The organism is Clostridium thermobutyricum DSM 4928, assembly GCF_002050515.1.
Taxonomy (GTDB): Bacteria; Bacillota; Clostridia; order Clostridiales; family Clostridiaceae; genus Clostridium; species Clostridium thermobutyricum.
In genome coordinates this window covers 137439-151780 of sequence record NZ_LTAY01000070.1, presented here as the reverse complement: position 1 = coordinate 151780, position 14342 = coordinate 137439, and the positions used below count along the sequence as shown (strand labels likewise).

The following is a 14342-nucleotide window of genomic DNA, read 5'->3' as shown; positions in this document are numbered from 1 at the left end:
CCTTTATATTTATTAAAAGTTCTGTATCTACACGATAAAATTAATAAATAAAAATATTTAGTCATTTTCTAAATATCTAATCATTGATATTACAGTTAAATAAATTAAAATTAATGCAATTATCCCAATAATAAATGGTGTTTTATTATAAATCATAGTATTAAAATTTTCCTTTACATAATTATTTTTCTTAATATATTATCGTAAATTATTTTAAATACTTGAAATAAAAATATAATAAAAAAATAAGACTTTTATTATAAAAGTCTTATTTCATATTAATTATAAAATTATTTTTATTTAACTACTTTTCCTGGATTTAAAACATTTTTAGGATCTAATGCTAATTTTATAGCTTTCATTGCCTGATAACTAGCTTCTCCTATTGATTCTCTCATAAAATCAATTTTATCATATCCTATTCCATGTTCTCCTGATACTTGACCTTTCATTTCTTTAGCCATAGCATACATATCATTCATAGCTTTTCTCATTCTATCTTCCCATGCTTCTTGGTCTAATTCGTCTCTTAATATATAAATATGAAGATTTCCGTCTCCAGCATGTCCAAATGATCTTATTCTTATTTTATATTTTTCTTCTAATTCATGAGTATAGTTAACAAATTCAGCAATTTTATTTCTTGGAACTACTACATCAACTTCATCCATTTGAGTAGTTGAAGCTTTAATAGCTTCTAAGAAAGCTCCTCTTGCTGACCAAATAGCAGCGTTTCTTTCAGCTGTATCTGAAACAAGTACATCAAGAGCTCCTTCTTCTAGACATATTTCAGCTACATTTTCAAAGTTCTTTATTATTTCATCTCTTGTATTTCCATCAAAAGATAAAATTAAATATGCATCTGCTTTACTATCTGGGAATTTCTTTCCTAAAAATTCTTCTGAAGCAGTTATTGCAGCTCTTTGCATAAACTCAATAGCAGTTGGAATATTTTTTGATTTTATTATTTTAGGAACTGTTCCAATTGCTTTATCTAAATTAGGGAATGGTACTAAAAGACTAATTGTTTTCTTTGGTAATGGAAGAAGTTTTAATATAGCTTTTGTTACTATTCCTAAAGTTCCTTCTGAACCTATCATTAAATCTTTTAATGCATATCCTGTACTATTTTTAACTACTTTTCCTCCAAGTTCTACTACTTCACCATTTGGTAAAACAACTTCAAGTCCTCTTACATAATCTCTTGTAACTCCATACTTAACTGCTCTCATTCCTCCAGCATTTGTACTTATGTTACCACCTATTGTAGCTGTTTTTTCTCCTGGATCTGGTGGATAGAAAAGGTCATGTTCTTCAACATATTTAGTTAAATCCATTAATAAAACTCCTGTTTCAACAGTAACAGTTAAGTTTTCTTCATCAATTTCAACTATTTTATTCATTGTTGAAAGATCTAATAAAATTCCACCATGAATTGGAACTGCTGCTCCTACAAGCCCTGTTCCTGTTCCTCTTGGAGTTACAGGAATATTATTTTCATTAGCATATTTCATTACTTCTGAAACTTCTCTTGTTTCTTTAATTTTAAGAACAACTTCTGGATACTTTTGAATTCCACATAATTCATCATGGCTATATTCTTCTCTTATATCTCCATCTATAAGAACTCTTTTATCATCATTAATTATTTTCTTTAAAAAATTTATATCATTTGTATCTAATACTTTATAACTCATATTATTGTTCCTCTTTTTCCCTCTTTATATTTTCTATTAATCTAGGAATAACCTTATAAAGATCTCCAACTATTCCATAGTTAGCAATTTGGAATATTGGTGCGTCTGGGTCACTATTTATTGCAAATATATAATCTGACTTATCTATACCTGCTGAGAACTGAACATCTCCTGAAATACCACAAGTTATTATAAGTTTTGGTCTAACCATTCTTCCACTTATTCCAATTTGAAGCTTTTCATCTGCCCATCCTTTTTCAATTAGAGGTCTAGTTACTCCAACTTGTCCTCCTAAAAGATTTGCAAGCTCATTAATCATTTGCATATCCTCTTCGTTTCTAACACCTCTACCAGCAACAACAATAACATCTGCCTCTGTTAAATCATTTGATTTTTCTTCTGTTTTTGTTTCTAATATTTCTATTTTTGATTCTAAATCTTCTTTATCTATAGTACATTTTACTACTTTACCGAAAACTTCTTCTTTTCTTTCAGCTGGAGTCATTGCTTTATATCTAACTGTTACCATTTGAGGTCTATTGTTAGGAGTTAACATATCAGCCATTATGTTTCCACCAAAAGCTGGTCTAGTTTGAACTAAATCTCCATTTTCATTAATATTAAGAATTGTACAGTTTGCTGTTAGACCTGTTTTAAACTTAGCTGCAACTGCTGGTGCTAATGAAAGTCCTGTTGAAGTTGCTGGTGCTAGTATAACTGAAGGTTTAATCCAAGTTACAAAATCTTCAAAAGCTTTTTCATATGGTTCTATTTTAAAATCTTTTAACTCTTCATTATCATAGATATGTACTTCATCTACTCCATAGTGAAGTAATTCTTCTGCTTTTTCTTCTAAATTATGTCCTATCATTAAGCAATATACTTTTTCATTTACTTTATCTGCTAACTCTCTAGCTTTTCCTATAAGTTCAAATGTTATTGGATGTATTTTATCTTCTAAATAATCAACGTAAACTAATATACCTTTCCAAAGGCTTTTATCTAATATTTTTTTATTCATTACTCTTCTCCTCTAAATAAACTTTAGTTCCTTTAGTTTTTCTGAGAACTTGTCCCCAAGTACTTCTCCATCACCATTCCAAAGTTCTTGTTCTTTTTCACTTGTTGCTTTAAAAATATTTTCAACCTTTGTTGGTGAACCTTGTAAACCATAATTCATTTCATTTGTATCTTCTAAATCGTTCATGCTGAATATTTTTATTTCTCTATCTCTGCTTTCCTTCATTTTTATATAAGAAGGAAGTCTTGGTTCTGAAGCTTCTTTATCTATAGTTAAAAGACAAGGGAACTTAACTTCGACTATTTGTGTTCCATTTTCCATTTCTCTTTCTACTACTATTGAATCTTCTTTACATTCAACAATTTCTTTAACTGCTATTATATGAGGAATGTTTAAAAGAGTTGCAAGTTCTGGTCCTACTTGTGCTGTATCACCATCAACTGTTAATTTTCCACATAAAATAAGATCTAAATCTCCAATTTTCTTAATTCCTTCTGCAAGTGCATGACTTGTTGCAAGAACATCTGCCCCAGCAAATTTTCTATCAGATAAAAGATATCCCTTATCTGCTCCAATTGAATAAGCTTCTTTTATAATTTCTTTAGCTTGTGGTGGTCCCATACTTATAACAGAAACTTCTCCACCTACATTTTCTTTTATATTAACACCTACTTCTAATGCATGTAAGTCTAATGGATTCATTTTATTTTCTAAATTATTTCTTATTAAAATACCTTTTTCTGTATCAACATCAACATGTTCACTACTTGGTACTTGTTTTATACATACTGCTATTTTCAAAATTTCTTCCTCCTGAAGTTTTTCTATATCTCATTTAACTAAAGCTAATTATAATTTCACTTTAAATAATATAAAAGAACCACTTTATAATCTATTTCATTAAACCGTGGTTCTTTTTATTATTGTAACAATAACTTTGTTAAATTTACAATTACAATTTTATTTCAATTTTATACTTTATATAATATACTAACATATATTCAGAAAAAAAGAACATAACTATAAAAGTATTAAAATAACTTTTATAGTTATGCTCTTCTTTAATAGAACTATTCTTTATAAGTTTTACCTGTAACATAATCAAAGCTTATTTTCATAATTCTAACTTTATCTTGAGCTCTATCTATATATGCTTTTCCTGCTTCCACATATTCTGGTGAATATTTATAAACTAATCCTAAAAGCCCATCAATTTTTTCTTTATCAAAAACTTCTTCAGCTTTTCCAAATATAACTACACTTTCATATTCACTATCAAATTTTTCAGATAATACTTTTGAATATGGAACTAATGTAAATGAAACTTTATTATTAAATGAAATATTATCTAGCTTATGTCCTTCTCTAGCACAGTGAAAATAAATATTTCCATTTATATAAGCATAATTTACTGGAACTGCATATGGATAACCATCTTCTCCAACTGTTGATAAAACTCCATATTCTGTTGTTTTTATTAATTCTTCTACTCTTTCTTTTGGTATTTCATAGTTTATTTTTCTAAGCTTTCTAAACATAATAAAACTCCCTCCTTTTTTTTCTAATATTAACATAATTATATTAATGCTATATGACCCATTAATGAATATTTTTGTTCTCATCACTAATACTAACTAAAGAGAGGGAGGTTGTTTTAATGAATATTTTCAGAAAGCAAAATGTAAATGATGTAATATCAGACTCTAATAAGAGTAATAAAAAAAGAACTTTAAAAACTCTTGATTTAACACTTATGAGTATTGGTGCAGTAATTGGGACTGGAGTTTTAGTTCTTCCTGGTGTTGTTGCTGCTACCCTTGCTGGACCTGGAGAAATTCTATCTTTTATAATTGCAGGTATTGCATCTATATTTGTAGTTTTATGTTATAGCGAATTTGCTTCATCTATTCCAAGTTCTGGTGGTTCTTATACCTATGTATATGTGTCTCTCGGAGAAATCTTTGGATATATAGTTGGAGTTTCGGTTATTTTTGGATATGTATTAGCCTTAGGATTAGTTTCTAATGGTTGGTCTGACTATTTAAATTCTTTCTTGGAAATATTTAATATAAGCTTACCAATTGCTATTTCTAAAATTCCAAGCAATGGTGGAATTATAAATTTACCAGCTGTTTTAATAACTCTTTTTATAATGTACATATTATCTTTAGGCGGAAATGAAAGTAAATTATTTAATAATATAATAGTTATATTAAAAGTTTTAGTAATAGTAATTTTTGTATTAGTTGGTGTGTTTTATATTGATATTGATAATTTAACTCCTTTTTTTCCTATGGGAATCTCTGGCGTAATAAGTGGTGCTTCTGTATTATTTCTCGCTTATACAGGGTTTGATGTTACAGCATCTGCTGCTGAAGAAACTATAAATCCTCAAAAAACTTTACCACGAGCATTAATTTTATCAATAATTGCTTGTGCAATAATATATTGTATAGTTTCCTTTGTATTAACTGGAATGGTTCCATATAAAGATTTAAATCAAGGTGATGCTTTAGCTTATGCATTACTCCAAGTTGGACATCATTTAGCTTCAAGCATATTATCAATAGGAGCTATTTTAGGAATTCTTGCTATAATATTTGCTATTGGATTTGGAAATTCTCGTATTTTATCTGCACTTTCAAGTGATGGATTAATTCCAAAAGTATTTTCTAAACAAAATAAACATGCAGTTCCTAATGTTTCTCTATGGACTATTGGAATAATTGGAGCAATACTATCTGGATTTGTTCAATTAGATAGCCTTGCTAATGCTTCTACTTTAGCATTATTATTTGTATATCTAATGGTTTCTTTATCAGTTATAGTTTTTAGAAAAACTAATCCAGATTTTAAAAGAGGATTTAGAACACCATTCGTTCCTTTAATACCTATTTTAGCTATATTAAGTTGTGGATTTTTGATGGTCAGCTTACCATTTTCAACATGGATTTATTTTATTATCTTTATTGTTGTAGCTATTATATTTTATTTCATATATTCAATAAAAAATTCTAATTTAAATAAAAAATAATGTTTTATCTTAATTCTGATAAATACAAATTAATATTTATACATAATAAAAGTTGATTTTTATTAATATAAAAATCAACTTTTTACTATTTATATAACTTTTTAATTTTACCGTTTAATCATATTTTTTCTTATATATTCTTCTAATAATAAACTATAATTTTTCTATTTGACCATCAAAATTAATTTTTATTTATAGATTCTACCATTCTCCAACCTGATGAATTTTCCAATCACCAGTTTCTTCTTTAATAAGTGTGCAATATTTCATATCTTCTCCATTACCAACTGGTTCTTTAAGCTCATCAATATATTGTGCATCATAAGTAACTAAGTAAATTTTTAAATCTTCTATATTTATTTTCTTAACTAATATCCAGTCTTTTATATACTGTTTATACATGTTTATATCATCAATAAACTCAATTTTCTTTAATTTAATACTTTTCAGATTCTCCAATCTAAAGTCGGAGTCTCTATATCTCTCTTCATAATATCTTTTTACTTGTTTTTCATCTTTATTATTTTTAGATTCTATAGCTCTTCTAATAGTATTTTCTGCTTCTATATCACTTTTAAGTTCTCTATTTTCATATAACTCATTTAAAGCTTCATTTATATGAGGATATTCATATTCTGTTTTGTCTAAATTTTTATCATTAGTGTTACATTGAGTTAAACTTAAAGGTAATAACATAATTGTAATTAAACCTAAAAAAATATACTTTCTCATAACACTTCTCCTAATCCCTAAACCTTTATTCCATTATATGTTAATAAATTTACTTTCACAATATAATATTAATAGATATCTATATTAATATTCCAAAATTTTATTTATTCTCTTACTCTCTTTATGTTTTTAATTTAAATTTATAATCAAATAATAGTACCTTCTCTAAATACAAATGAAACATTTAAAACTAAAAAGGACACCTCAAATTTTGAGATGCCCTTTTCTGCTAAACTGCTCCTATATTACACATTAATCCTTCTTTTAAAACTTCTTCTCTTAAATCATCCATTAATTTTTCACTTGGTGTTTCTAAATCTAAAAGCTCATAATCTCTTCCTAAACATTCATATTTATTGACACCCATTTTATGATATGGAAGAAGATGAATTTCATCTATTGTTTCTAATGATCTAACAAACTTTGCTATATCTCTTATACTTTTCTTATCTGCATTAAATCCTTGTATTACAGGAACTCTTATTATTAATTCTTTTGCTAATTCAGCTATTCTCTTTGTATTTTCTAATATAATTTTATTATCTACTCCTGTAAACTTTTTATGTTTTTCAGAATTCAGATTTTTTATATCTAATAAAATTACATCTATTAAAGGAATTATTTCTTCAATAAATTTTTCATTTCCATATCCAGTAGTCTCTATTGCAGTATTTATTCCATTTCTTTTTGCTTCAATTAATAATTGTTTTGTAAACTCCTCTTGCATTAAAGGTTCTCCCCCAGAGATAGTTAAACCACCTTTTGAGCGTCTAAATTGGGCTGAATCTTTTTTAACTTCTTTTATGACTTCTTCTACAGTCATATTTTTTCCTGACATTACAAGTGCTTCAGAATAACACTTTTCAACACACTTTCCACAATCATCACATATATTTCTATTTATTTTTAATTTTTTTCCACTATTATTTTTTTCGATTGCACATTTTCCACATGTTTGTACACACTTATAACATTCAATACAATTTTGATTATTATACATTAATTGAAATTCTTTATTTTGAGATTCAGGATTACTACACCATTTACATCTTAATGGACATCCTTTTAAAAATACAATGGTTCTTATTCCTGGCCCATCATTTACAGAAAATTTTTGTATATTAAAAACTCTTCCTGTAATATTACATTGTTTGTTCTGTTCTCTTGATAATATCATCTTGAACTCCTTTATCTAAACATACAAACTGTGCACTATATCCAGCAACACGAACTATTAAATCTCTATAATCTTCTGGATGTTTTTGTGCCTTTAATAATGTTTCTTTATCAATTACATTAAATTGCATATGCATTCCTTTTTGATCAAAATAACTTCTTATTATAGAACCTAAATTTTCTAAACCATTATCTCCTTTTAAAGAGCCAGTATTAAATTTTTGATTAAATAAAGTTCCACTTGGAGCACTGAAATGATCTAATTTTGCAACTGAATTTGCGGCTGCTGTTGGACCATTAACATCAAATCCTCTACTTGGAGAAACTCCATCAGCTAAAGTTGAAAAAGCAAGTCTTCCATCAGGTGTTGCTCCAACTAATTCTCCTAAGTGAACATTATTTGATACTGGATAAAGTCCTGGTATAAATTTACCACCTCTTTGATTTTTATGTTTCATTACCTCTTTACAATATATTAATGCTCCTTCACGAGTAAATTCATCAACTTCATCCAAATCATTTCCATATTTATCTGCTTTATGAATTAGCATATATCTTATTTCTTCATATCTTTCTTTTTTAACTTTATCTTTTTCATGTTCTCCAAAATTTGTTTTTAATGCATTATATAATTCTTCTAAAGTTATCTGTTTTTGATCAAATACAAGAGTTTTTATAGCCATTAATGAATCTCCAACATTAGCTACTCCTACTCCTAAAGGACCTGAAAATCTATAATGTCCTCCACCTTGTTGTATTGCTAATCCTTTATTTATACAATCATCTAAAAGACATGATAAGAAAGGAAGTGGTGCTCTTTCTGCATGAGCTATATCAACACAATTATCAGCTGATATCATTTTAGAAACAAAGTATTCTGTTTGTTTCTTATAAGCTTCTAATATTTCATCTGTATTTTTAAATTCTATAAATTTACCTGTTCTAGGACCATATTGAATTCCATTTATATTACCATTATTTATAGTCATTTCTAATACTTTTGCAAGATTAAAGAATGCTGCATCATACCAACCATCAGTTTTTGCTGGAACTTGTGGTTCAACACATCCAACAATTCCATAATCTCTTGCATCTTCAAGAGTTATTCCATTATTAACTAACATAGGAATTATAACTTCATCATTATAATAAGCTGGAAGTCCAAGTCCAATTCTTGTTACTTCACAAGTTCTTATTAAGAATTCATAAGGAGTTTTACTCCATATTCTAACTGATAAAGATGGTTGTGGTGTTTTTAAGCTTCCTGTTGCTTCTAAACACATATAACTTAATTCATTTGTTGCATCTTTTCCTTCTTTTGTTTGTCCACCTACAATTAAATTTTGGAACATTGAATATCCACTAAATGCTTTTGTTGTAACAGCATCTCTAACTTTATTAGGATCATTAAATTTTATCCATAAACAATGTAAAATTTCTCTTTTTTCTTCTTCACTCAATGTGTCATTTTTAAAATATGGATACATATATTGATCAAACCTTGATGGTGATATTGCATGTCCATTAGACTCTAAACTAATTATAATTTGAGTAAACCAGAATAACTGACAAGCTTCTTGGAATGTTTTAGCTGGTTCTTCTGCTATTGTTTCACAAACTTCTGATATTTGTAACAATTCACCTTTTCTTATGCTATCATTTTCTATTTCAGCCATTCCTCTTGCTAATTCTGCATATCTATGAACAAATTTTTTGCTTGCTTCTAATGAAATAATTATAGAATTCCAAAATGCAATTTTTTTAACATTTTCTGCTGCATTTTCATCAACTTCATTAATTTTTAATTTTACTTCTTCTATTATTCCATTAAATCCTTTTTCTAATATTTTTTTATAATCAACTGATAAATGTCCAAGTCCGTTGTAATGATAATTAGATACTGTAAATACATCTGACTTCATTGCTTTTTTAGTTTCTTCTGACATGTAAGAAGTAGCAAGTTCACTTACTGTCTTACCTTCCCAATACTTAAAAATTTCTTTTAATTCTTTTTTAGACTCTTCTGATATATAAAATGCATCTGAGGTTCTACTTGCTAAAGTGTCAAACTCTTGTTCAAGCCACTTATTTGAAAACTCAGGAAAAACTTGAGAAGATCTTGGATTTACAGTCATACTTCCCACAATAAGTTCTCCTGGTCTTATTATTATTGGCAAGTTTTCTAAAATGTTTTTTAGCGCTTTAGCTTTTCTTATTAATATTGGTTCATTTTCTGTTTCCTTAAAAGATTCTGTTATTAGTCTAGCTCTATCTACTTCTATAACTGGCTTTGCACTAAAAATTTCATCTTTTAATCTTAGTATCCTTTCTGATGGTTTAACGAAACCTTTTTCTAAAAAACTCATTTTATCACCTTCATTATAAAATTTATATAAAATGAGGCTAGTCTAAATCACCTGTGGTATGATTTAAATTAACCTCATTTATTTTTAATTATCTAAAATTTTTATTCGCAAACTTTTCCTGGATTTAATATATTATTTGGATCAAATACACCTTTAATACCTCTCATTATATCTATACTATCTTTTGGTAAAGATTTTTTAATATAAGGTACTTTTGCAAATCCAATTCCATGTTCACCTGAAACTTGTCCTTCAAGTTCATTTGCTTTTTCATACATATATCCCATAGCTTTCTCTAATTTTTTATGCCATTCTGATTCATTTAAATTATCTCTTAATATATAAACATGTAAGTTACCATCTCCAGCATGTCCAAATGATCTAATTCTTATTCCAACTTTTTCTTGTAATTCATCTGTAAATTTAACAAAAGTTGAAACTTTATTTCTAGGAACAACTACATCAACTTCATCCATTTCTGTAGTAGATGCTTTAATAGCTTCAAGGAATGCACCTCTAGCTGTCCAAATTGATTCTTGTCTTTCATCAGTATCTGAAATTAATACATCTATTGCCCCTTCTTCTAAACAAATCTTAGCAACTCTATCATAAGTTCTTTCTATTTCCTCTTTACTATCTCCGTCAAAAGTTAATAAAAGATATGCATCTGATTGATTGTCTGGGAATTTTTTACCTAGATACTCTTCTGATGATACAATTGCCGCTCTTTGCATAAATTCTATTGCTGTTGGTATTGATTTTGATTTTATTATTTTAGGAACTGTTCCTATAGCTTTATCTAAATCTGGGAAAGGTACTAAAAGACTAATTGCTTTTTTAGGTAAAGGTATAAGCTTTAATATAGCTTTTGTTATTATTCCTAAAGTTCCTTCTGAACCTATCATTAAATCTTTTAATGAATATCCTGAACTATTTTTAACTACTTTTCCACCAAAATTAACTATATCCCCATTTGGTAGAACAACTTCTAGCCCTCTTACATAATCTCTTGTAACTCCATACTTAACTGCTCTCATTCCTCCAGCATTTGTACTTATGTTACCACCTATTGTAGCTGTTTTTTCTCCTGGATCTGGTGGGTAGAAAAGATCATGTTCTTCTACATATTTAGAGATTTCCATTAATAGAACACCTGGTTCAACTGTTAAAGTTAAATTTTCTTCATCAAGTTCTAAAATATGATTCATCAAAGTTAAATCTAAAACTATTCCTCCAAAAACCGGAACTGCAGCACCAACTAAACCTGTTCCTGCTCCTCTTCCTGTAATTACTATATTATGTTCATTTGCATATTTAACTATCTCTGAAACCTCTTCTGTTGATGATACTTTTACTACTAATTCTGGTGATTTATTTACTCCAGAAAGTTCATCATGACTATATTCCTCACTTATATTTTCACCCATTAAAACTCTATCTTCATCTTTTATTATTTCAATTATATTTTTAATATCTTTTGAATCAATAATTTTATAACTCATGATTATGCCCCCTTAGAAACTTTTATTTTCTCAATTAATTTTGGTACTACATCATATATATCTCCTACGACTCCATAGTTCGCAACCTTAAATATAGGAGCTTTTTCATCAGTATTAACTGCGAAAATATAATCTGAATTATCCATTCCAGCTGTAAATTGTACTGCTCCTGATACTCCAAGTGTTATTATAAGTTTTGGTCTTACAGTTCTACCACTTAATCCAACTTGCTTTTTAGCATCTTCCCATCCACATTCTATTAATGGTCTTGTAACTGCTACTTGTCCTCCAAGTAAATCAGCTAATTCTTTAACCATATTCATATCTTTTTCTGCTTTTATTCCTCTACCTGCAACAACAAGTACTTCTGCATCTGCTATTCCTGTTTCTTTTTCTTTAGGAATAACTCCTTTAACTTCCATATTAGAAATTAATTTTGAAGAAGAAATTTCACAATTTATGATTTTTCCACTTTCTTTTTCATTTCTTTCTGGTGCAGACATAACTTTATATCTAACAGTTGCCATTTGAGGTCTTGAATTTGGAGTTACTATTTGTGCCATTATATTACCACCAAATGCTGGTCTTATTTGTATTAAATCTGTATTTTCTTTTATATCTAAAATTGTACAATCTGCTGTTAATCCTGTTCTAAATCTTGCAGCAACTCTTGGTGCAAGTGATCTTCCAACTGTAGTTGCCCCAACTAATAAAACTGCTGGCTTTACTTTATTTGTAAAATCTTCAAATACTGCTGTATATGGTTCTATTCTAAAGTTTCTAAGTTCTTTTTTATCATATACAAAAACTTCATCTACTCCATAATGAAGTAATTCTTTAGCTCTTTCCCCAATATTTTCTCCCATAAATAAACAGTATACTTTTTGATTAACTTTGTCAGCTAGTTCTCTTGCCTTTCCTATAAGTTCAAATGTTACAGGATGAATATCTCCTTCTACGTGATCAACATAAACTGTTATTCCATTCCAAAGTGTCTTATCTATTTGAGGAACTTTTTCTTCTATATACTCAACTGCACCTTTTGGTCCTTTTTTAACACAAAGTCTACACATTTTACATGCAGCACCAATCTCAACTTTTCCATCAACTACTTCCATTGCTCCAAATGGACATATTTTTATAAGTTCTTCTATGTTAGTTATTTTATCTTGATTTACAACTAATTTAGCCATCTTTTTAGCCCCCTAAATGAATTTTAATTCTTTCAATTTTGAAGTCATTTTTTCACTTAAATCAATTCCACTACCATTCCACATTTCTCTATCATCATTAACTTTTGGTGGAAATATTCTTTCAACTTGTGTCGGAGAACCATTTAAACCATATTTCATTTCATTTTTATCTTCAAAATCTTTTAAACTTATCATTGTAATTTCTCTATCTTTTGTGTCCATTTTTTTTCTGTAAGAAGGTAATCTTGGTTGACATATATCTTTTTCTACAGTTAAAAGACATGGGAATTTTACTTCTGCTATCTCTACTGTATCTGGCATATCCATTTCAACTATTATTGATTTATCTTTAACTTCAACAATTTTTCTTACATTAGCTACATGTGGTATATTTAAATACTCTGCCATTTCTGGCCCAACTTGTGCTGTATCTCCATCTGTTGTTTGTTTTCCGCAAAGTATTATGTCAAATTGCCCCATTTTTCTAATACCTTGTGATAATGTATAACTTGTAGCAAGAACATCTGCTCCAGCAAACTTTCTATCTGATACTAAATATCCATTGTCTGCTCCCATAGAGTAAGCTTCTCTTATAACTTCCATAGCTTGTGGTGGTCCCATACTAATTACATTTAATTTTCCACCTTTTGCTTCTCTCATTTTTAATCCTGATTCTAAGGCATATAAATCATAAGGGTTCATTTTAGTGTCTATTCCATCTCTTTTTAAAACTCCAGTAACAGGATCAACTTCTACATTTGAATTTCCTGGTACTTGTTTAATGCATACGAAAATATTCATAAGTATTTCACCTTTCCTCATTAAAGTTATAATAAGCTATAGCGCATTCATTATCTTAAGACTATTTTTTGTTAATATTATTTGAATTTTAAATATAATTTTTTATTAAATTTAGTAACCGGTTTCCTTAAACCAATAATATCACTTTTTTTCCAATAAAACTCAAAATACACCATCTTTTCACAGATTATTTTAGTATCTTTGTATTCGTTTTAAATATTAACATCCAAGTCTATATTTACATATTTTATTTATGTAAAAATTACTATTTATTAACTTTTTTAGTATATTTAATTCATTATTTAATGGTTTACAACATATTTTTTGTTAAAAATTTGTACTTTTTCTTATTATAAATCTCAAAAATAATACCTAAAAGTTAAAATTTAAAACTTCTTATTTTTAAATGTCTAATCTAATTTAGATTAATAATTTAATAACTAATAAAAAAATTCTCTTTATATAATTTAGCTCTATAATACTTTAATTTATAAGTTTTTAATTGTTAATAACCTAATTTTTTATATACATTTTTATATAAATTTGTTATATATATTTTATTTTTAAGTAAAAAAATAAGAGAATTATTTCTAATCCTCTTAAAGAAATAAAAAAACCTAGGATACCCTAGGTTTTTTATTTATGCATCTATTTTTTCTAAATCTTCTATTATCATGTTTACTACTTCTAATTTTGCTTTTGCAAAATCATTACTTGGTAACCATTCGATTCCCATTTCTAAACATCTTTTAGTTTCTTTATATTCATTTAGTAATTTTTGTAATCTATCGCTCATTTTAATATCTCCTTCACATTCAAC

At 27.7% G+C, this 14342-nt stretch carries 12 protein-coding genes; 1 reads left to right on the top strand and 11 read right to left on the bottom strand.

What is annotated here, in order from left to right; genetic code table 11:
* Positions 1-296: 296 nt before the first annotated feature.
* From CLTHE_RS13180 to CLTHE_RS13165, 4 genes are all read right to left on the bottom strand, one after another.
* Positions 297-1697 carry an FAD-binding oxidoreductase gene (locus CLTHE_RS13180; protein WP_080023856.1) on the bottom strand — a complete coding sequence of 467 codons (1401 nt, stop codon included), beginning with the start codon at positions 1695-1697 and terminating at the stop codon, positions 297-299.
* A gap of 1 nt (position 1698) precedes the next feature.
* A complete protein-coding gene (locus tag CLTHE_RS13175) occupies positions 1699-2718 on the bottom strand; it encodes an electron transfer flavoprotein subunit alpha/FixB family protein (RefSeq protein WP_080023855.1) in 1020 nt (339 codons plus the stop codon).
* A gap of 12 nt (positions 2719-2730) precedes the next feature.
* Complete coding sequence (locus CLTHE_RS13170; protein ID WP_080023854.1) at positions 2731-3519, bottom strand: electron transfer flavoprotein subunit beta/FixA family protein; 789 nt, start codon at positions 3517-3519, stop codon at positions 2731-2733.
* 269 nt (positions 3520-3788) lie between these two features.
* Positions 3789-4256 (bottom strand): pyridoxamine 5'-phosphate oxidase family protein, encoded by a 468-nt coding sequence (locus CLTHE_RS13165; protein WP_080023853.1) that lies wholly within the window; start codon positions 4254-4256, stop codon positions 3789-3791.
* A gap of 119 nt (positions 4257-4375) precedes the next feature.
* Between CLTHE_RS13165 and CLTHE_RS13160 the strand changes: the two genes are divergently transcribed.
* Entirely contained in the window at positions 4376-5752 is a 1377-nt protein-coding gene (locus CLTHE_RS13160; RefSeq protein ID WP_080023852.1) for an APC family permease, read from the top strand.
* Positions 5753-5953: 201 nt separating this feature from the next.
* Here CLTHE_RS13160 and CLTHE_RS13155 read toward each other — a convergent pair whose 3' ends face one another.
* From CLTHE_RS13155 to CLTHE_RS16910, 7 genes are all read right to left on the bottom strand, one after another.
* On the bottom strand, positions 5954-6484 hold the full coding sequence (locus tag CLTHE_RS13155; RefSeq protein ID WP_080023851.1) for a DUF4829 domain-containing protein: 531 nt from the start codon (positions 6482-6484) through the stop codon (positions 5954-5956).
* A gap of 229 nt (positions 6485-6713) precedes the next feature.
* Complete coding sequence (locus tag CLTHE_RS13150; RefSeq protein WP_080023850.1) at positions 6714-7661, bottom strand: glycyl-radical enzyme activating protein; 948 nt, start codon at positions 7659-7661, stop codon at positions 6714-6716.
* Positions 7627-10026, bottom strand: coding sequence for a glycyl radical protein (locus CLTHE_RS13145; protein WP_080023849.1), 2400 nt, complete (start codon positions 10024-10026; stop codon positions 7627-7629). Before CLTHE_RS13145 ends, CLTHE_RS13150 begins: the two co-directional genes overlap by 35 nt.
* Positions 10027-10127: 101 nt before the next feature.
* Entirely contained in the window at positions 10128-11528 is a 1401-nt protein-coding gene (locus CLTHE_RS13140) for an FAD-binding oxidoreductase (RefSeq protein ID WP_080023848.1), read from the bottom strand.
* A 2-nt stretch (positions 11529-11530) separates the two neighbouring features.
* A complete protein-coding gene (locus tag CLTHE_RS13135) occupies positions 11531-12721 on the bottom strand; it encodes an electron transfer flavoprotein subunit alpha (RefSeq protein ID WP_080023847.1) in 1191 nt (396 codons plus the stop codon).
* A gap of 12 nt (positions 12722-12733) precedes the next feature.
* Complete coding sequence (locus CLTHE_RS13130) at positions 12734-13522, bottom strand: electron transfer flavoprotein subunit beta/FixA family protein (RefSeq protein ID WP_002598811.1); 789 nt, start codon at positions 13520-13522, stop codon at positions 12734-12736.
* Positions 13523-14162: 640 nt separating this feature from the next.
* Positions 14163-14318 carry a hypothetical protein gene (locus CLTHE_RS16910; RefSeq protein WP_002598812.1) on the bottom strand — a complete coding sequence of 52 codons (156 nt, stop codon included), beginning with the start codon at positions 14316-14318 and terminating at the stop codon, positions 14163-14165.
* Positions 14319-14342: the final 24 nt, after the last annotated feature.